This window comes from Erwinia sp. E_sp_B01_1, from assembly GCF_036865545.1.
GTDB lineage: Bacteria > Pseudomonadota > Gammaproteobacteria > Enterobacterales > Enterobacteriaceae > Erwinia.
Genome location: NZ_CP142208.1, coordinates 2,334,391 through 2,354,132, shown reverse-complemented (window position 1 = coordinate 2,354,132; position 19,742 = coordinate 2,334,391). Strand labels below are relative to the sequence as shown.

Annotated in this window: 14 protein-coding genes and 1 pseudogene; 9 read left to right on the top strand and 6 right to left on the bottom strand. The window is 51.7% G+C overall.

What is annotated here, in order from left to right; genetic code table 11:
- Positions 1-364 precede the first annotated feature (364 nt).
- Entirely contained in the window at positions 365-1,573 is a 1,209-nt protein-coding gene (locus VRC33_RS11225) for an aldose 1-epimerase family protein (protein ID WP_338563894.1), read from the bottom strand.
- 353 nt (positions 1,574-1,926) lie between these two features.
- On the opposite strand from VRC33_RS11225, the gene treZ reads away from it, so the two are divergent.
- The 5 genes from treZ to VRC33_RS11200 all read left to right on the top strand — a co-directional run bounded on the left by treZ (position 1,927) and on the right by VRC33_RS11200 (position 9,614).
- Entirely contained in the window at positions 1,927-3,711 is a 1,785-nt protein-coding gene (gene treZ / locus VRC33_RS11220; protein ID WP_338563890.1) for a malto-oligosyltrehalose trehalohydrolase, read from the top strand.
- A complete protein-coding gene (gene treY, locus VRC33_RS11215; protein WP_338563887.1) occupies positions 3,708-6,242 on the top strand; it encodes a malto-oligosyltrehalose synthase in 2,535 nt (844 codons plus the stop codon). Before treZ ends, treY begins: the two co-directional genes overlap by 4 nt.
- A 54-nt stretch (positions 6,243-6,296) precedes the next feature.
- Positions 6,297-8,372, top strand: coding sequence for a glycogen debranching protein GlgX (gene glgX / locus VRC33_RS11210; protein WP_338563885.1), 2,076 nt, complete (start codon positions 6,297-6,299; stop codon positions 8,370-8,372).
- Positions 8,373-8,758: 386 nt separating this feature from the next.
- Positions 8,759-9,064: a DUF1471 domain-containing protein gene (locus VRC33_RS11205; protein ID WP_338563883.1), complete on the top strand. Its 306-nt coding sequence runs from the start codon at positions 8,759-8,761 to the stop codon at positions 9,062-9,064.
- 139 nt (positions 9,065-9,203) lie between these two features.
- Positions 9,204-9,614: a GFA family protein gene (locus tag VRC33_RS11200; RefSeq protein ID WP_338563881.1), complete on the top strand. Its 411-nt coding sequence runs from the start codon at positions 9,204-9,206 to the stop codon at positions 9,612-9,614.
- A gap of 76 nt (positions 9,615-9,690) precedes the next feature.
- On the opposite strand, the gene VRC33_RS11195 is transcribed toward VRC33_RS11200, so the two are convergent.
- The 5 genes from VRC33_RS11195 to VRC33_RS11175 all read right to left on the bottom strand — a co-directional run bounded on the left by VRC33_RS11195 (position 9,691) and on the right by VRC33_RS11175 (position 13,805).
- The gene (locus VRC33_RS11195; RefSeq protein ID WP_338563879.1) at positions 9,691-10,572 is read right to left on the bottom strand and encodes an ATP-grasp fold amidoligase family protein; all 882 of its coding nucleotides are present in this window, start codon (positions 10,570-10,572) and stop codon (positions 9,691-9,693) included.
- 1 nt (position 10,573) lies between these two features.
- On the bottom strand, positions 10,574-11,767 hold the full coding sequence (locus VRC33_RS11190; protein WP_338563876.1) for an oligosaccharide flippase family protein: 1,194 nt from the start codon (positions 11,765-11,767) through the stop codon (positions 10,574-10,576).
- A 218-nt stretch (positions 11,768-11,985) separates the two neighbouring features.
- The gene (locus VRC33_RS11185; RefSeq protein ID WP_338576999.1) at positions 11,986-12,174 is read right to left on the bottom strand and encodes a hypothetical protein; all 189 of its coding nucleotides are present in this window, start codon (positions 12,172-12,174) and stop codon (positions 11,986-11,988) included.
- Between the two features lie 17 nt (positions 12,175-12,191).
- A complete protein-coding gene (locus VRC33_RS11180) occupies positions 12,192-12,380 on the bottom strand; it encodes a hypothetical protein (RefSeq protein WP_338563873.1) in 189 nt (62 codons plus the stop codon).
- 513 nt (positions 12,381-12,893) lie between these two features.
- Positions 12,894-13,805: an AraC family transcriptional regulator gene (locus VRC33_RS11175; RefSeq protein WP_338564259.1), complete on the bottom strand. Its 912-nt coding sequence runs from the start codon at positions 13,803-13,805 to the stop codon at positions 12,894-12,896.
- Between the two features lie 157 nt (positions 13,806-13,962).
- Here VRC33_RS11175 and VRC33_RS11170 point away from each other — a divergent pair, with 157 nt between their 5' ends.
- The 4 genes and pseudogenes from VRC33_RS11170 to VRC33_RS11155 all read left to right on the top strand — a co-directional run bounded on the left by VRC33_RS11170 (position 13,963) and on the right by VRC33_RS11155 (position 19,720).
- Positions 13,963-14,805, top strand: a complete 843-nt coding sequence (locus VRC33_RS11170; RefSeq protein WP_338563871.1) for an oxidoreductase — start codon at positions 13,963-13,965, stop codon at positions 14,803-14,805.
- A 175-nt stretch (positions 14,806-14,980) separates the two neighbouring features.
- The gene (gene bdcA, locus VRC33_RS11165) at positions 14,981-15,706 is read left to right on the top strand and encodes an SDR family oxidoreductase (RefSeq protein WP_338563869.1); all 726 of its coding nucleotides are present in this window, start codon (positions 14,981-14,983) and stop codon (positions 15,704-15,706) included.
- 160 nt (positions 15,707-15,866) lie between these two features.
- Positions 15,867-17,222, top strand: a complete 1,356-nt coding sequence (locus VRC33_RS11160) for an amidohydrolase family protein (protein ID WP_338563866.1) — start codon at positions 15,867-15,869, stop codon at positions 17,220-17,222.
- Between the two features lie 174 nt (positions 17,223-17,396).
- Positions 17,397-19,720: pseudogene (locus VRC33_RS11155) on the top strand (FdhF/YdeP family oxidoreductase).
- Positions 19,721-19,742 lie beyond the last annotated feature (22 nt).

Below are 19,742 nucleotides of genomic sequence, written 5' to 3'. Positions count from 1 at the left end.
AGAATCTTTTTATCGGGTCGGGGCTTTGATGTCCAGAAAATTTCATCTGAATTTTCATGCTTATTAAGAATTGAGAGTGAATGAACCTTTGCAATCTGGGACTTCATGGCACTTATCGTTAATAAAAGAAATCTTCTAAGATAAATGAATGTTATTTTTGTTGCTGGGCTGCTGGCGCTAACAGGGAGTGAAAAAGGGCGAAGGGTATGCAAAACAAAAGCGCCGTGTCGCGGCGCTTTGAACAGATATAAAGTTCGTGATGGAGAGGAAGATCCTTTCATCTTCCTGCACAGAGCCATTAAGTACTCTGGATAAACAGCGATTCACTCTTTCTGCCGTTGAGCATTGTTTATCCCGCCGCGAATCACTCCACCGCAATGGGCTTTTCATCAATTTTCACTGACTCATCACCCTGAATCTCCTTCACTCTTTGCTCAACTTTCTGAACGGCAGCCGCATCTTTCAGCAGGGAATAGGTGAGGGTAAACGCCGTGCTCTGACCTGGCTGTAGCTGCTTAACTCGTCCCTGTTCTTTTTCGATAGTGACCGGGTAGGCATAGTTGGTGCCTGGCTCAATGCCGGTGACGTATCCCTGCTTCAGGGTATCGGTGTTTTTCCACATAGTCAGCAGCGGTAACTGATGGGTATCAAACTCAACAGACGCGCCTTTGTCTCCTTTGCTGTTGATCACTGCTGCCAGCGTTTTGCCCTCTTTATCGGCTTTTGGCTTAAGGTTAAACACCATTTCATCAAAGTCTTTGGTTGGCGCATCATAGGTTGCCCAATCCTTAAGCCCTTTTTTGGCATAGTCGTTGAAAGGTGAAACAGAGACCAGTGGCGCAATAAAGCGCGCATCTTTTTCCAGGATCGGCGTACCAAAGTTACTGTGATAGATAATCTGGTAGTCGTGTGGGTAATCCGCCTGATTGGTTAAGACGTCATGTACGGTGAAGGAGTCACTGCCCGGCACATAACGCAGTTCCGTCCAGGTTTCCAGGTTGGCTTTCTTAAAAGTATGCTCTTTCAACAATCCACGAATGCGGATCTCATGCGGGGCTTTATCATCCACGCTGACTTCAACTTTGGATGCCGGAGTATTCCCCGCTTTACCGTGTAAAGTATAAATTAATCCGTCTTTAGTGACCGGGTGGCCAGTCCATTCAAAGCCACAGCGCACCATCATTTCATTGAAGCCTTCCAGCCAGCCCAGGCCATTGCGGCTTTCCAGATTGATATAAGCCGGGTTAACCACTTCATTTACCGGTGAATCCCAGCCCAGCCGCACGCCATGACCCGTTACACGCAGCAAATCCATGCCTCTGGTCGGGCTGAGCATGATAGTCAGGCCATTGTTGCTGGTCAGCGTTATGACCTTTGAACCTTCCTGTTTGCCGCCGTGCAGAACTTTCTGTTCAATGCTGAAGGGTTCGCCACCCAGCTTCAGCTCAGTGTTGGAAATCTGCCAGTTCCCCTCGTCCTTGCTGGTGTCAACGTCTGTCAGCACCCAGCTTTTTGCGGAAGCCTGTGCGCTTAATAAGGTAAGAACCACCAGGGCCAGAGTCTGTTTTTTCATCGTATTCATCCTTTTTGCTGAATTGATTTAGCTAACGTTTCAGGAGAGTACAAACTCATGCTGAATAAAGATGTGAACGGCGTCACCGGCAGGAAAATACGTTAATAAAGGTGGCAAATATCAGATACACATCACGAATTGTTATGTTTTGAGGGGCTTTTATCAGGCTAAACGTGAGTAAAGGAGCAATTTTTTAGCAAATAATGGATTCGATTCAGCTTTATCTCTACTGCTGGGGCAGAGCATTGCCAGAATACTCGACTAAGATTATTTCAAGCGAACGAGACGCAAGCTCGCACTATTGGTACTGGTCCGCGTGAAGTTTTCATTGATTGCTTAAACGAGGGAGTTGTATGACATCCAAAGCCTTTTTCAGGAGCTGGGGAGCCGAATATCTGGACTCCGGTGCAGTTCGCTTTGCTCTTTGGGCAACCGGGCAAAAGAAAGTAACGTTGAGACTAAACGGCGAAGACAGAGAGATGGAGCCTGGCCTTGATGGCTGGTTTAGCCTGGAGCTGGAAGGCATAAAGCCCGGCGCGGAATATAACTTTGTCCTGGCTGACGGCATGGTTGTGCCGGACCCGGCATCCCGGGCTCAGAAAGAGGGTGTTAACGGCCCCTCACTGGTTATCGATCCTCAAAACTATCGCTGGGAAAATGCCGGCTGGGCTGGTCGTCCGTGGCAGGAATCAGTGGTTTATGAGATGCATATCGGCACCTTCACGCCGGAGGGCACATTCAGCGCAGCAACCGAAAAGCTTGCTTACCTCGCCGGACTCGGCATCACCATGATTGAAGTATTGCCCCTTTCGCAATTTGGCGGCGATCGTGGCTGGGGATATGATGGCGTGCTGCTTTATGCTCCGCATTCCGCCTATGGCACACCGGAAGATTTCAAAGCCTTCGTTGATGCTGCTCACGGTCACGGGCTGTCGGTGGTGCTGGATATTGTGCTTAATCACTTCGGACCTGAGGGCAATTATCTGCCGCTGCTGTCACCGCATTTCTTCCATAAGGAGCGGATGACGCCCTGGGGTGCAGGCATCGCTTACGACATTGATGCGGCACGGCGTTATATAGTTGAAGCGCCGCTTTACTGGCTTGAAGAGTTCCACCTTGATGGCCTGCGTTTTGACGCTATCGATCAGATTGAAGACAGTTCTGACCGGCACGCGCTGATCGAAATCGCGGAACGCATCCGCGCTGATATCACAGATCGTCCCGTCCATCTGACCACTGAAGACTGCCGCAACGTTATTTACCTGCATCCACGCAATGCGGATGGTTCCGTCCCCTTGTTCACGGGGGAATGGAACGATGATTTCCACAACGCCGTTCACGTATTTGCTACCGGTGAAACCCATGCTTATTACCAGGATTTTGCCGCAGAGCCTGAAAAGCTTGTGGCGCGAACACTGACTGAAGGCTTTGCCTATCAGGGAGAGGAATCGCTGCAGAGCGGCGAGAAGCGGGGAGTGAAAAGCACCGGCCAGCCGCCCGTTGCCTTTGTTGACTTCATTCAAAACCACGATCAGATCGGCAACCGTGCGCAGGGCGAGAGGTTGATCGACCTGGCCGGAGCCGACCGGACCAAAGTTCTGCTGGCGACACTGCTTTTATCACCGCATATCCCGCTGCTGTTTATGGGCGAAGAGTATGGAGAAACCAATCCCTTCCTGTTCTTTACTGATTTTCACGGCGATCTTGCCAAAGCCGTACGCGAGGGCCGCGCCCGCGAGTTCAAGGGCCACGCTGGCCATGGCGAAGTCGTGCCCGATCCTAATGCCCGCGAGACTTTCGCAATGTCGAAACTCGACTGGAACAAGACCGGAAGCGAGCAGGGTAAGGAGTGGCTGGCACTGACCAGCAAGTTGCTGAAGCTGCGTCAGCAACATATTGTTCCCTTGCTGCACAATGCCGGGGGGAACAGCGGCAAGGTGGTCAAAACGGCGAAAGGTTTTCTGGCCGTGAGCTGGGATTTCCCACAAGGCACGCTTTCACTCGCGCTGAATATCGGTGAAAACACTCAACCACTGCCAGACCTGCCAGGTGAGAAAATTTTCGGCTGGCCGCAGGGGATCACCGATCTGCCACAGAATTCTATTATCGTGCGTCTGGCGCAGGGAGAGGCAGAGTGAAGATACCAACCGCTACCTACCGTATTCAGTTCCGTAACGGCATGACTTTCGATCGTGCCGCAGGCCTGGTGCCTTACCTGAAACAACTCGGCATCAGCCATCTTTATGCTTCGCCAATTTTTACCGCCACATCCGGATCGACTCACGGTTATGACGTTACCAACGCTAACGAGATAGAACCTGAGATTGGGGGCCGTGAAGGCTTTGACCGTATGGTCCGGGTTCTGAAAGCGGCCGGGCTGGGGTTGATTCTGGACATTGTGCCAAATCATATGGCGGCTTCGCTGGAAAATCCCTGGTGGCGTGACGTCATCGCGCAGGGTGAAAAAAGCCGATATGCCCGTCATTTTGACATCGACTGGTCACGCCGCCTGACTCTGCCTTTCCTCGGCGACAGTTTTGAAGCCGTGCTGGAACAGGGTGATATCAGCATTAAAGCCGATCCTGAAACGGGTAATCCCGCCCTGGCTTATTTTGAGAATATCTATCCGCTGGTGCCGGAAAGCTGGCAGGGGCGTGAAGCGGAGGTGCTGGCAATCACCGATAAAGCAGAAATTGCTGAACTGCACGATCGCCAACCCTGGCGGTTGATGTCGTGGCGGGATGCGCCGCGTGAACTTTCATATCGCCGGTTCTTTGAGATAACTGGCCTCGCTGGCGTCCGGGTTGAAGAGCGTGCCGTTTTTGATGATACACACCGGCTGATCCTGGAACTGGTCCATTCCGGGGCTGTTGACGGCCTGCGGGTTGATCATGTCGACGGGCTTGCCGATCCAAAAGGTTATCTTGAGCTTCTGCGCCAGCAGGCAGGGCCGGATTGCTATATCACCGTTGAAAAGATCCTGGGAGAGGGTGAGCACCTTCCCGAAGACTGGCCCATTTCCGGCACCACAGGCTATGAATTTATCGCCTCGCTTTCTGATGCGTTGGTGGATGGCGACAGGATCGACACGCTGCGTAAAGCCTATGAGGAAGTGCTGGGCAAGCCGGTAGATGTGGCGGCCGAACTGCTGACGGCGAAACTGCTGATGGCAGGAAGAAATTTTGAGGGCGAATCCAGCACGCTGCTGAAAATTGCGCTGGAGATTGCTGCTCAGCAAAATGTCGTAGCGGATGAGAAAGCTTTGCGGTCAGCCCTGCGGGAGTTGCTGGTCGCGTTCCCGGTCTACCGAACCTACGGCACGGCGGCAGGGTTGCCCCCGGCCGACACTGCGTTACTGCAAAAAGTGGTTGAGCAGGTCACGGCCAGTACTAACGCGCCCGATCCTGAAGCGCTGGAATTTCTGACCCGTATCATGTCTGGCAAGGTTTCTGAGGCATCTTCAGCTGACGCGGCCTCTTTCCGTACCCGCTTTCAGCAACTTACCGGCCCGCTGATGGCAAAATCCGTGGAAGATACCTTATTCTTCCGCCTGCATATGGCGCTGGGGCTGAATGAAGTTGGTGCAGAGCCGCTACCGCGTTCGTTCTCCCCTGAACGCTTCCATGAAGAGATGAAGATCCGGCGCGAACGTCAGCCTGATGCCATCACCAGTACCTCAACCCATGATACCAAACGGGGTGAGGATGCCCGTGCGCGGCTTTACACGCTGACGGAAGCACCGGAACGCTGGACGGAGTGCTTCACCCGCTGGTGCCAGATTAACCGTGCAAAAGTGGTGCAGCTTGACGATGGTCCGGCACCGCGACCGGGTATTGAATGGATGATCTTCCAGGCGCTGGCCGGCGTCTGGCCTGCCACACTCGGCCCGGATGACAGAGAAGGGCTGAAAGCGCTGGAGACACGGTTCCTGGCCTACCTGGAAAAAGCGCTGCGTGAAGCGAAGCTGCGCACAGACTGGGCCGACAATAACGAAGCCTATGAACAGGCCGTGTTTGACTATGCCCGTCATCTCTTTTCACCGGACAACCAGGCTTTCCTGCAGGATTTCGTCAGCGCATTGCAGCCATTTATCCGCGCAGGCCTGGTAAACAGCCTGACCCAGACGGCCATCAAACTGACCGCACCAGGCGTGCCGGATATTTATCAGGGCAGCGAGGGGCTGAATTTCAGCCTTGTCGATCCTGACAACCGCCTAGAGCCGGATTTTGCCCTGCTTCAGCAGCAGCTGGCTGAGGATAATATTGTCGACCCTCCGGTTGATGAAGCCTGGCTGAGTGGCCGACTGAAACAGCACCTTATTGCGAAGCTCTTGCCTTTACGTCAAAAGAAGCCGAATCTGTTTAGTCACGGTGATTATCTACCTCTCACCATCACTGGCAGCAGGGCGGATCATATTCTGGCCTGGGCGCGGGTGGATGATGAGGATGCCCTGATCGTTATCGTTCCCCGTCTTGTCTTCGGTCTGCTGAATGAAACATTTTGCGAAACCCCGACAACGCTCTGGAACGGGACGGAAATCGTCCTGCCCGAACGCCTGGCTAATCGTCGCTATCGGGATGTTATCACCGGTGAAGAGCGCGTCCTGACTAACCGTATCACGCTGGAGGATACCGGGAAGCTGACCCCTTCCATACTTTCAATTGATTAACCTGATTTATAAATCGCTTTCGTGCGTAATTAGAGTATCCATGGAGAGTAAAGCATGTCAGAAGGTAAGCCTTATGAGATCACGGCAGGTCACAGCCTTCGTTTAGGGGCTAATTATGATGGTAAGGGCGTCAATTTCGCGCTGTTTTCAGCCAACGCAGAGAGAGTTGAATTATGCCTTTACGACCCGTCCGGAGAGGTTGAAATCACCCGACTGGATCTACCCGAATATACCAATGAAGTCTGGCACGGCTTCGTTCCGGATCTGCAACCTGGCGCGCTTTATGGCTATCGGGTCTATGGCCCCTTTGATCCGGACAACGGCCACAGATTCAATCCCAATAAGCTGCTGATCGACCCCTATGCACGCGAACTTTCAGGCAGCCTTGACTGGAATGAAGCGCATTTTGCCTATGATATGCAGCATGAAGACAAAGACCTGACCTTTGATACGCGCGACAGCGCGCCATTTACGCCAAAGTGCAAGGTTATCGATCCCGATGAATTTGACTGGCACGATGAAAATCGTCCTTGCATACCCTGGTCCGAAACCGTGCTTTATGAAGCCCATGTCAAAGGCTTCACACAGCTTAATTCAGCTTTGCCAGAAGCGCTGCGCGGCACTTATGAAGGCATGGGGCACAAGGCCACTGTCGACTATATCAAAAGTATGGGCATCACTTCGGTCGAGCTTCTGCCGGTTCACTGGTTCCCGGATGACCAGCATCTTCTCGACAGAGGGCTGAAAAACTTCTGGGGCTACAATACGCTGGGCTTCTTTGCGCCAGCCAGGCGTTACTTTGGCCCCAACGGTATTCAGGGCTTCCGCGATATGGTACGGGCTTACCATGACGCCGGGATAGAAGTGATCCTTGATGTCGTTTATAACCACACGGCAGAGGGCAACGAACTTGGTCCAACGCTCTCCTTTAAAGGCATCGACAACTTCTCCTATTACCGCACAATTTCCGACCAGCATCGCTACTACGTTAACGATACCGGCACCGGCAATACCGTTAATACCTCTCATCCCCGCGTGCTGCAGATGATTATGGATTCCCTGCGTTACTGGGCGGAATCCATGCATATCGATGGTTTTCGTTTCGATCTTGGCACTATTCTGGGCCGGGAGCCGGACGGATTTACCGAGCGGAGCGGCTTTTTTGACGCGGTGATGCAGGATCCGGTGCTGTCAAAACTCAAGCTGATTGGTGAGCCCTGGGACATCGGTCCGGGCGGCTATCAGGTAGGCGGCTTCCCGCCCGGCTGGGCAGAGTGGAATGACAAGTATCGTGATACGGTGCGTGAATACTGGAAAGGTGACAACGTTTCGACCGATTTTGCCGCCCGCCTGCTGGGTTCCGGCGATCTTTACGACCAGCGTGGCCGTCGCCCCTGGGCGAGCGTCAATTTCATTACCGCCCACGATGGCTTTACCCTTAACGATCTCGTTTCTTACAATGAGAAGGAAAATGACGCTAACGGTGAGGATAATAACGACGGACACAATGATAACCGGTCTTACAACTATGGCGTTGAAGGCCTGACCTCTGATGAAAAAATCAATGCCATACGTGAACGGCAGAAACGCAACTTCCTCACCACGCTGATTTTCTCCCATGGTACGCCCATGCTGCTGGCGGGTGATGAGTTTGGCCGCAGCCAGCTGGGTAACAACAACGGATACTGCCAGGACAGCGAAATTTCGTGGGTTCACTGGGACAATCTGCCAGATTCTGCCGGGGCGCTGCGCGAGTTTACGCGTCAGCTGATCAAGCTTCGGGCTAAACAGCCGCTGCTGCGCCGTGAGAGCTGGCGCGACGGTATGGATATCAAATGGTTCAACGCCGGGGGAGGGTTCCAGCAGTCTGAACAGTGGGATGAAGGCTCGACGCTGGGCGTTTATCTTGGTCGTAACGACCTCAAACAGGAAGAAGGTATCTGGCACGATGTGCTGATGTTGTTTAATCCGTTTGAAGGCAACGTCCCGTTCAGTATCCCGCAGTTTGGCGAGGGCGGTTGGGTGCTGGAGCTGACCACCTCAGAGACAGCAAATCAGGGGTTAGTCATTACCAAAGAGGTGGATTTTGTGCTGGAAGGGCGCAGCATTGCCTTGTTCCGCCGCCGGTAAGGCTTCAACCCGCTAACTGAATCAGGCCTGAACCTTCCGGGGTTCAGGTTTTTTTTTACCAGAAGGTATGCAGATGCCTTTAAGGCCCTGCGGATCATAATGGTCGTGCTATCCCGATCGACCGGTGTCAGAACACACCAAAATGTAATCAAATGAAAATATCTTCCTGAATTACCTGAAGAGTTGGGTAAGACGTTTCATTAACACCTAATTAGCAATTAAAGCTAAAACGATTAACATCAAAAGGTATTTATTACTCCTGACGCGGGCAACGCTTGCCGTGCGCTTACGCTGTGACTGTTAAGGGAATTTGGGCCGATCGATCATCAAAAAGCCTGACCCTTGCCAGATCATCGGTTTTGAAGTCATCTGAAAGGAGTAAGACCATGAAAAAGCTGGTTAGCGATGTTTTAGCGATCTTTTCACCTCAGAGCGTCAAGCCTGTTTTGATCCGTTCAGGACTCTCCTGGAGTGAGATAGCCTCAATGCAGCCCGTGGGCGTGACAACGGTGAGTTGGGCAACCTCAATGGAAGAGCTGAACGATGCCATCGTTAAGAAGGCGCTGGAGGCTGGCGCCGTGGGCTATCATATTACGGATGTGGAATCCCATAAGCCGGGTAACGACGAGCAGCATGTGCTGGCCGCAACGGCAACGCTTTATAACCTTGACGCCAAGGCGATTCATGGCTGATGCTCAATCTTACTTTGGATAAGCAATACGCCGCCGTTCTATGAACCGCGGCGTTTTTTTCTGCCGGTAAAATTGTCACGAACCTCTGCCAGGATGACTATCCTTCTGTTAGTACATTGACTGAATCAGGGAGAGTGTTATGAGCGGTAAAATATCTGCCCAGTGTCATTGTGGTGCCGTGGTGTTCAACGCCGATCTCACCGATGGCTTTAATACGCTGCGCCGCTGCAATTGTTCATTTTGCCGTATGCGCGGCGCGGTAGTGGTCGCGGCCCGGCAGATTGAAGTGATCAAGGGCAAAGAATTTCTTATGGAGTATCGTTTCAATACGGGTGAAGCTGCGCATTACTTCTGTGCCGTCTGCGGCATCTATACCTTCCACCAGCGTCGCTCCGATCCTCAGCAGTACGGCGTTAACGTCGCCTGTATAGAAGGGGTCTCACCTTTTGACTTCCCTTCGATTGGCGTCACGGATGGCATTAATCATCCCAAAGATGGCGGTGCCGGGGGCGTAGTCGGGCATGTGAATTATATAGCCGTATCAAAGTAAAGATTGGGGCTCCTGAACGAAAACAGGCAGCGATCCGGTGAACACCAAATCACTGCCTGAAAAGATCCCGCTAAACTCAGGCCGGTACGAGGTTGCTGGTATCCGACATATGCCATTTATTGCCCATCAGCACATCCAGATCGCGACCATACCCTATACCAAACCCTGCGGCAGGCGTCAGGGTGACTTCGCCAAAGTAGAGTTCATCTTCATGGATATACCAGTCGATGCGGGCGTACTCAAGATCGCCCAGTAGCTTTATGCTTAATTCCAGACCTTGCTGAACTAAAGGCAGAAGTTCCTCTCCGATTTCATGCGTGCCGGAATAGGCTTCGGTAAAATTATTGATATAGAAGGTGCGGCTGAGCGCGCCTTCAAACCTGTCATCAATGAGTTGCAGCACGAAGAACACTGACCCGTCTGGTTGCTTAAACAGGTGGTACTTATAATCAGTCAGGGCCGCTACGCCATCACCGATGCGTTTTTCGATCAGCAGTTTTCTTTTGATATTCTGATAATGGAACTCGCAACTCTGAATTGAAAAATCGGTTTTCAGCCAGCTTTCAGCTTCAATCAGCAGCGCGGCGACTTCCTCTTCTTTCAATTTATCGTTGATGACTTTGACCATGCCCGCGCCATGATTAGGTTTCACCACGCAGTGTTCGAGGTTTTTGACGACATCCGCCAGCGAGTGGACATCGTCAAAATGCTCAACCAGAGGGATCAGGTATTTTTCACCGACACAGCTTTTCACATACTCCCTGACCAGAAACTTATCCGCCAGCATGGTGTAATTTTCATTGTCCGTGCAGAGGAAACGTTTTCTGTACAGTACTTTTTCATTGAAAGTTTTCGGTATCTTCAGATCGGGAAGCATACCAAAAGCACGGTAGTATTTATAACTGTCTCGTAACTTCCATGGCATTTTATTTAAAGCAAGATTTTTTAATCGCTTCACTTCAAGCTCCTTTGAATGACAGGGTCAGGATATGCAACTTCAGGATGAGTGCTTTGTTGAAAAAATAGTTCATTACCGTCAGGGATAAAAATTCCACTGCAACCACGCTTATTGCCGCGCCGGTAATGCCAAAATATCGGGTCAAGAAATAAGAAAGAGGGATGCTGATCAGGAACACGGCCACCATTTTTTTAGATAAGTAGGCATAGCCTGAATGTTTAATGATGTACCTGTAGGCCACTGAACCCGTGGAGGAGAGTAGTGTGCCTACGCAAAGGATCACCACAGGGATATAGGCATCTTTATATTCATCGCCATACAGCAGGTGAATAATCTCCCTGCCGAAGATAACAATGAACCCCACAAAGAAAGCAGAGAAGATCACCGCATATCTGTTGAGCTTTGCCGCCTGCTTCATTGCCGTAGCCTCATCATTTTCAGCATAGATTGAGGTATAGAAGGAGGTAATTACCGAGTTGACAAAGAAACTCCACGAGGTGGCAAGCGTCAGCGCTACCGAATAGATACCCAGCTGATAGCTTCCGGTGAATTCAGAGATGAAAAAGAGATTGATGCGCGTATAAATTGCCACCGAAATGCTGGAAAGCATCACGGCGCTGCCCGCCATCAACATGTATTTAGAATAAACCAGAGAGTTTTTTCGCCACTCTTTATGGATAGGTTTGACATGACCTGCATCGCGCCTGAACCTGGCTCTTCTGATCAGGAACGGGATCAGGGTGGTCAGCACAATCGGGATACCAAGCAGCATCGGGTCGAGCTGCAGTCTGGCGATGATGTACCTTACGCCAAGCCCAATCACCAGCCCGATAACGTTGGAAACAGCGTTGTATTTGGAGCTGAGGGTGGAGTTGTTATAGATGGTATACACATCTATAGCGCTGAACAGGCAGGCGAGAGCGACTGAAATGGCGAATACAAAAGCGGTCTTGTCAGCAGAGAACCAGAAGTAGAGAACCACCGGAATCGCCAGCACAGTATAAAGCATCAGGCGCAGCATAAAGGAGGCCCGGATCAGACGAACACCCGAATCGACCTTTTTGGCCACGCGTTTGAAAATGATATTTTCACCGCCCATTTGAGCAACGGTCTGCACTATCTGAAACACGGCCATTGCCAGCGACAGCGCACCAAATAAAGAGGGGCCAATGTACTTAGCTACATAAGAGGTCACAAAAAAAGACCAAAAATGGAAATGATCTTCTCGGACATCATCCAGATAGCATTTCGCCCTATACTATTTAAACGCATATAAAACTCGCATAACCATGATTAAAAAAACAGGAAAAAGCACCGGCCTGAAGGGGGCAAAAATTAAGCATGCAGGTTCCATGACATCAGGCCAGTGTCAGAGGGTAATAAAATTAACTGCAATGACGGACGCTGGTATATTTACTCGCTGAATAAATTCTCTCTGCTGGATTCCACTTCCCACATCATAGAGATTAACTCTGCTGCGGCACGAGCCTGGATCTCTAAAGAGTGGCCAGCCTGTTCTGCAATGGCCGCAAAACGAATCAAATTTGTGTGCTGTTGTTTGTCGGCCAAAACAAAACTGGTGTAATCCTTATTGAGACCCATAGTCCGGCAGCGGGCATTTAATAAGAAAAAAACTGACTTTTTTTAAGATTGTCTTCTGACCATGTCGGCTTTGAATCTGCCGGTGCTTTATCAAACAGGGAAACAACCTGCCTGACCACTTTGCTGACAGGTGCCGTACGGGAAAGTCTGACAAGCTTAATAAAACCCCAAACCATTGCTAAAAATAACAAAGTGAATATGGCCATGCTCTTTTTCTTCGTCCTGAATAAGGTATAAGTCTGTATGCGGCAGTAGACTATCATAAGGAAATGTTATCGGGCAAAGCTCTGCCAGCCCTTTTTCAGGTGTTATCAAAAGTGAAACATATGGATGGTCTGTTTAATGGCGTCCGGATGTGGGGAAACTACCCATAAATTCAGTACCGGATTTTATCATTAACAAGCATTGCATCAGCAGGGGGCAATCTGTGTTTCAGAGAGGATCAGCCCGCTTTTAAAGCGCCGCGAGCAGGCTTAAGCGCAAACGGACTCACGTATTTGACTTAAATTAACAAAATTTGCCGCGCTGACTTAGTAATTAGTGGTCATGCCGGTGGTTTTTATTATGGTTATAATTGGCACCAAATCAGTGCAGCTGTTAATTGTCTCGGGGCTATACCTGTTAGGAATTACGCCAAAAATTACCCCGTTTTTTTAAGATTTTCCTTGGTTACACCGCCAATATTCCTTTACTGATTCGAATTTCATCCTGAAAGCCTGTTAATGGGACGACACAAACTCTGATGCTGAATGCGCCGGCGGGATGGCGAAGTTTTCCCGCCTACGTCGTGCCTCTTCAGCCGGTGGAAGGCCAAATAAACGCTTAAATTCCCGGTTAAACTGCGACGGACTTTCATAACCCACAGCCTGACTGGCTACCGCTGCGGTCATGCCTTGCCGGACCATCAGCAGTCTTGCCTGATGAAGGCGTGTGGATTTCACGTACTGCATCGGCGATGTGCGGGTAATAGCTTTAAAATGGGCGTGAAAACTGGGTACGCTCATGCCTGCTTCGTCTGCCAGTTGGGTTAAATCCAGTGGATTAGCGTAATTTGCGTGGATACGCCGTAACGCCTTACCAATTTTCCCAAACTGACCCTGCATAGCCAATGCCGAGCGCATTACATTCCCCTGAGGCCCGGTGAGAACGCGAAAGTAGAGCTCGCGTAGCAAGGCCGGTCCCAGTATCACACTGTCCAGCGGCTTACTCATCGCCTTAAGAAAGTGAAGTACAGAAGTTTGCATCTCTGCATCCATCGGGCTGGACATCATACTTTCTGGAATGGCTGTCACCATCGCATCGCTTTGTCTGTCGATCTGGATTATCAGTTCAGCCGCCAGCCTGAAGTCCAGATGCAGATACAGGGCAAGCAGTGGATGTTCCGGTGAGGCATCGGTTTCCATCACAAAAGGCACAGGGACCGACACGGCCAGATAGTGCAACCGATCATAAACGTAAGTCCTGTCACCAAAATAGCCCCGTTTGCACCCCTGACAAACTATCACGATGCCGGGATCATAAAGGACGGGGGTGCGTGTAAGAGGGCGATCCGAACGCAAAAAACGCACGCCGGGGAGCGGCGTCAGGTTATATCCCTCCTGCGGCGCCAGCTTCTGTAACAGGTCAATCATGCTTTGCTGAGCGGAATTCTGGCTTTCAACAGCGGTGTCCGGATGATTCATATCACTACGTCCTCATAGAAACAGGCAATCATCAGAGAAGATTGGGTCTGAAAACGCCGTGTCATAGAGAATATTATTCATTTCTCTTAACCAGAAGGAGTTTTGTATGTCTTCATCAAAAATTATGTTTATCACCGGCGTCAGCAGCGGTTTTGGTCGTGCTCTGGCGCAGGAGGCCCTTGCCTGCGGTTATCAGGTTGTCGGTACCGTACGCAGCGAGTCGGCAAGGGAAGCCTTTGAGTCCCTGCATGCTGAGCGGGCTTTTGGCCGTATCCTCGATGTTACCGATTTTGAGGCTATCCCCGGTGTGATTGCTGAAGTGGAAGCCAGTATTGGTCCGGTAGAAGTGTTGGTCAATAATGCGGGTTACGGTTATGAGGGCATCATGGAAGAGTCGCCGCTGGACGAAATGAAACGGCAGTTCGACGTCAACGTGTTTGGTGCCGTAGCCGTGATTAAAGCGCTTTTACCCGCCATGCGTGAACGCCGTCGCGGGCATATTCTCAATATCACCTCTATGGGCGGATTTATTACTATGCCCGGTATCGCCTATTACTGCGGCAGCAAGTTTGCCCTGGAAGGTATTTCAGATGTGCTGGCGAAGGAGCTTAAGCCTTTCAATATCGCCGTCACTGCCGTTGCCCCGGGATCTTTTCGCACGGACTGGGCAGGGCGCTCTATGGTGCGCGCGGCCCGGACAATTGCCGATTACGATCCCTTATTCGATCCCATCCGTAAGGCAAGGGAAGAGAAAAATGGCAGGCAGCCTGGCGATCCGGTAAAAGCGGCGCGGGCCATGCTGGCGGTGATTGCCAGTGAGACGCCGCCTGCACATTTGCTGTTAGGGAGCGACGCGCTCAGCCTGGTGCGCGACAGGATCACAGACTATACCGCCGGGATAGACGCCTGGGAGGCGCTGACTTGTTCCACCGACGGCCCTTTAAGCTGAAACTGTGAGCCAGTAAAACCTCAGCCGCTTAAAGTCTCCTATACTCACCGATGCTTATGAACAGCGATACCTCTTCATTACGCCAGCCCAACTTAACGATGCCGGTGAAGCCAGACAATGCGGCTGCGCAACCGGCATCATCTTTGAATGTAGGCTCTGAATCAGAGGAAATAACATGACAGATTATCCAGAGATCAAAAGCGCCCGAAGGGTTTTCGTTATCGGTGGCAGTCGGGGCATTGGCGAAGCTATCGTGCGTCGTTTTGCAGAGAGCGGGGATGACGTGATTTTCACTTATGCCCGTTCTCCTGAGAAGGCTCAGGTTATCGCTGATGAGACGAACAGCCACCGGCTTCAACTGGATGTGTCCGATCGTGCTGCCCTTATAGAAACGCTGAATCATGCCGGTGAACTGGATGTGCTGGTTATTAATGCGGGCCTGCTGAGTGCAGGAGACCCGCTGGGGATCGAGGCGGATGAGATCGAGATGTTGTTCAGGGTGAATATTCACGCCCCCTATTTTGCAGCGGTCGAAGCTGCGCGGCAGATGCATGAAGGAGGGCGGATTATCCTTATTGGTTCGATCAACGCCGATCGCAGCGCAGTGCAGGGACTGGCTGCCTACAGCGCCACTAAATCAGCGCTTCAGGGCATGGTGCGTGGTCTGGCAAGAGATTTCGGCAGCCGTGGCATCACGGTAAATGTGGTTCAGCCAGGCCCCACAGATACCGATATGAATCCGGCTGAAGGGCCGATGAACGAAACGCTGCACAATTTAATGGCCATCAAACGGCATGCTCACGCCAGTGAAGTTGCCAGTATGGTGTTCTGGATTGCCAGCCCGGAAGCAGCAATGGTGACAGGTGCCGCACTGACCATAGACGGTGGATTTGGGGCTTAACTGCTGGCATGCCGCGCTGCGGTTTCTTACTCCTATAGCACATATGGAACGGAAAGCTGGCCTTTCTTCTCTTTTACAGCTTCATAAAAGCAAATATTTCCTATCATAAAATGTACGTTTCATTTTGTTTTATCTTTTAATGAAATTGACGGGGAAGCTGATGAAGAGATTATGTTTACTGGCGGTAATGCTCACCGGAGCAGCCACCTCGCCTTTGTTTGCACAGCAATCAACTGATATTGTTATAAAAAATGGCTATGTAATGCCACTAAAACCAGGCAGTATCGACTTGCCTGACAGCGATATTTTAATTCGCCAGGGCCGGATAGCTGAGATCGGTAAAAATCTCCCGACTGAAGGACGCCAGATAATAGATGCAAATGGAAAATTTGTTCTACCCGGATTTGTGGATACTCATTCACACCTCTGGGTGACCACTATGCGAGGGCAGTTTCGCAATCAGGATGGCAAATTTTTCCCAGTCAGCAACAAACTGGGGGCTCGTATGCATCCTGCTGATATCTATACGGCAATGTACAGTGGCGCAGTGGAGTTACTTTCCAGCGGGATCACCACCAGCGGCGACTTTTTCGACAATATCAGAGGACCCGAGTGGGGGGATGCCGGGCTGAAAGCGCTGAAAGACTCCGGTATTCGCGCTCTTATGTATTACGGCGGCCCGGATAAAACCACAAAGCACCCGATAGATACGGATCATTTGCTGAGCCTGGTGCAGCAGCAGCAGCCAGATGACCGGGTTAAGCTTGGGCTGGGGTGGCGCTTACCACGTCAGCTACAGGATGAAAATAACTGGGCTATGCGTAATAAAGAGTTCAGCTTCGCCAGGCACCACAACCTCCCGGTGCAGGTTCACGTCAGCGGGGAGGCGAATGCCATGTTCAATGCCCTGATAAAACGCGGCTTTCTTAATCCGTCGTTAACGGTAGTTCACGCAACGGAGGCTACCCAGGCTCAGCTTGCGGCGCTTGAAAAGGCGGGTGGAAGTCTGGCTTTAACGCCGATTAGCGAACAGCGGGTCGGCTATGGTTTGACCCGGCTCGACCATTTCTCAAGGGTAACACGCAAAGGGCTGGGGATAGACGGCAATGCACTGGCGGGCAGCGGGGATATGTTTGCCACATTACGGCTGGCAGCATTAACGTTAAGTGGAGCAACTAAAGATGAGACCAGTCCGGATGCCCGCCAGCTGCTGGAACTGGCAACCTGGCATGGTGCTGATACGCTGGGGCTTTCGGCGGTAACCGGCTCACTGGAGCGGGGTAAACGGGCGGACATCCAGATCCTTGACCCGGACGCGTTGAATTTAAGTGGTTTTGGCGGTGGCGATCCGGCAGCGCTGATTGTCTATTCTGCCCGACCAGAAAACGTCACCACGGTAATGGTCGATGGCATCCTCGTTAAACAGGACGGGCATATGCAGCAACAGGATGTGCATTCGCTGATAAGCCAGGCCAGTAAATCCGCCAGACGCCTGCTGAGCAGGGCTGAACAGTAAAAAATCTCACTCCTTCCTGCTGGCCCGGACCGGGGATGAGCGATGAAGCCATCTCCCTGTAAAGCCAGCAGAAACATTTTGAGATTCTTAACCCAGCTTTCACTGGGGTTTTGCTCCACCATTTTACCGATCCTGTACCAGGCTTAGAACCTGGTAAAAAGATAAGGTGTGGCAATGAAAAATAATAACCGGACTACTGGCATCGCACCCTATGGGGGTTCTGCAGGGGGTGGGGGGCACTTAAAGCGGTTGCTGACGCGATACGTGGACAAATGTCGGTAAAGCAGGATGTGATTGCCTTATTCAAAGTCAATCAGCCACAGGGCTTTGACTGTCCGGGCTGTGCCTGGCCCGATCCACAACATGCATCCTCGTTTGAGTTTTGTGAAAATGGCGCCAAGGCCGTCTCCTGGGAAGCCACCAGCAAAAGGACCACGCCCGATTTCTTTGCCGCGCATACGGTCAGCGAACTGTGGCAGCGTAATGCACTGGAACTCGAAGGCGAAGGCAGGCTGACTCATCCGATGAAATATGATGAGGCTACGGATACTTATCAGCCCGTGGAATGGGAAACCGCATTTAAAGAGATTGGCGAGCATCTGCGCAGCTATGAAGATCCCAACAGCGTCGAGTTTTACACCTCTGGTCGCGCCTCAAACGAAGCCGCCTTTCTCTGGCAGCTTTTCGCCCGTGAATACGGCACTAATAACTTTCCTGACTGCTCCAACATGTGCCATGAACCCACCAGCGTCGGCCTGCCTGAATCCATTGGCGTAGGCAAAGGCACGGTGGAACTGGACGATTTTGACCATTGCGATCTGGTTCTCTGTATCGGCCACAATCCTGGTACCAACCATCCCAGAATGCTGGGGACACTGCGGGAGGTCTCTAAACGCGGTGCCACAATCGTGGCTGTCAACCCGCTGCGGGAGCGAGGGCTGGAGCGTTTTACCTCTCCGCAAAGCCCGATCGAGATGCTGTCGTTAAGCTCTACCGAACTCGCGTCCACCTATTATAAAGTTCGTGTGGGTGGCGATGCGGCGATGCTGAAAGGCGTGATGAAAATCTTGCTGACAATGCACGAAGAGGCTCTGGCAAAAGGAGAGCCTGGTGTTATAGATGACGCCTTCATCCGCGAGCACACACAGGGATTCGAACAACTTAAGGCCGATCTGGATGCTACAGAGTGGGAACATATCATCAAAGTATCCGGAATGGATCGCCAGGAGATCCAGCATATCGCCCGCCTTTATGCGGATGCTGAGCGCACTATTATCTGTTACGGCATGGGCATCACCCAGCACCAGTACGGCACGGAAAATGTCCAGCAGATCGCTAACCTGCTGCTGATGCGTGGGAACATAGGTAAAAAGGGCGCTGGCATCTGTCCCCTGCGGGGCCATTCCAACGTCCAGGGCGATCGTACTGTAGGGATCACGGAAATTCCCTCGCAAACGTTGCTGGACAGCATAGAGCAGGTCTTTGGTTTTAAGCCGCCACAACATCATGGTCATGGCGCCGTTGCGGCCATTCAGGCGATGCGGGACGGGCAGGCCAAAGCATTACTTTGCCTCGGCGGTAATCTGGCTGAAGCGATCTCCGATCCACAGGTCACTTTCCCGGCCATGCGTAAGCTGGATCTGGTGGTGCATATGGCGACCAAACTTAACCGCTCTCATCTGCTGCTGGGCAAGCATAATTATCTGTTACCGGTGATTGGCCGTACCGAAATTGATTTGCAGGCTTCAGGTGAACAAAGCGTTACGGTTGAGGATTCCATGTCCATGGTGCACGCTTCACGGGGCTCATTAAAACCCGCTTCACCCTGGCTTAAATCAGAACCGGCGCTGGTGGCTGGACTGGCAAAGGCGACGTTACCGGACAGCGTGATCAACTGGGATAAGATGACCGGCGACTACAGTTTTATCCGGGACGCCATTGAAGCGGTCTTTCCTGCCTTTGAGAATTTCAACGAGCGGGTGAAAAAGCCCGGCGGTTTCCGATTACGAAACACCGCCTCGGAGCGCGTCTGGAATACCCCCTCAGGCAAGGCAGAATTCAGGATCATGCAGGGGATCAATGAAGACCCGCGATCCCTGAAGTGCCATGATCTCGTCCTGACCACTCTGCGCAGCCACGATCAGTACAACACCACACTTTACGGCCTGAACGATCGATATCGCGGCGTTACCGGCAGACGGGATGTGCTTTTTATCAACGCAGATGAAGCGGAACAACGCCAGTTGCGCGTCGGCGATCGGGTCAATGTTGTCGCCCTGGATTTTGAAGGTAACCCGACAACGCGGCGTCTGGACAATCTGACAGTCGTGGTAATCGATATGGCTTCCGGATCGGTTGGCGCCTATTATCCGGAGGCGAATGTTCTGGTGCCGCTGGACAGCCACGACACCAGGAGCGGAATACCGGCTTATAAAAGTATTCCGATTGCGATGGAACGCGTTGAAGTCCCTGTACCCACTTCCGGCGCACGCCGTTGAAGGCAACCGGTTAAAGCCCTGA

What these genes read in the sequence shown, in the direction of transcription:
- bdcA (WP_338563869.1), top strand. Translation starts at nt 14,981, where the DNA reads ATGACAGATTATCCAGAGATCAAAAGCGCCCGAAGGGTTTTCGTTATC.
- VRC33_RS11170 (WP_338563871.1), top strand. Translation starts at nt 13,963, where the DNA reads ATGTCTTCATCAAAAATTATGTTTATCACCGGCGTCAGCAGCGGTTTT.
- VRC33_RS11200 (WP_338563881.1), top strand. Translation starts at nt 9,204, where the DNA reads ATGAGCGGTAAAATATCTGCCCAGTGTCATTGTGGTGCCGTGGTGTTC.
- VRC33_RS11180 (WP_338563873.1), bottom strand. Translation starts at nt 12,380, where the DNA reads ATGGCCATATTCACTTTGTTATTTTTAGCAATGGTTTGGGGTTTTATT.
- VRC33_RS11175 (WP_338564259.1), bottom strand. Translation starts at nt 13,805, where the DNA reads ATGATTGACCTGTTACAGAAGCTGGCGCCGCAGGAGGGATATAACCTG.
- treZ (WP_338563890.1), top strand. Translation starts at nt 1,927, where the DNA reads ATGACATCCAAAGCCTTTTTCAGGAGCTGGGGAGCCGAATATCTGGAC.
- VRC33_RS11160 (WP_338563866.1), top strand. Translation starts at nt 15,867, where the DNA reads ATGAAGAGATTATGTTTACTGGCGGTAATGCTCACCGGAGCAGCCACC.
- VRC33_RS11205 (WP_338563883.1), top strand. Translation starts at nt 8,759, where the DNA reads ATGAAAAAGCTGGTTAGCGATGTTTTAGCGATCTTTTCACCTCAGAGC.
- glgX (WP_338563885.1), top strand. Translation starts at nt 6,297, where the DNA reads ATGTCAGAAGGTAAGCCTTATGAGATCACGGCAGGTCACAGCCTTCGT.
- VRC33_RS11225 (WP_338563894.1), bottom strand. Translation starts at nt 1,573, where the DNA reads ATGAAAAAACAGACTCTGGCCCTGGTGGTTCTTACCTTATTAAGCGCA.
- VRC33_RS11185 (WP_338576999.1), bottom strand. Translation starts at nt 12,174, where the DNA reads ATGGGTCTCAATAAGGATTACACCAGTTTTGTTTTGGCCGACAAACAA.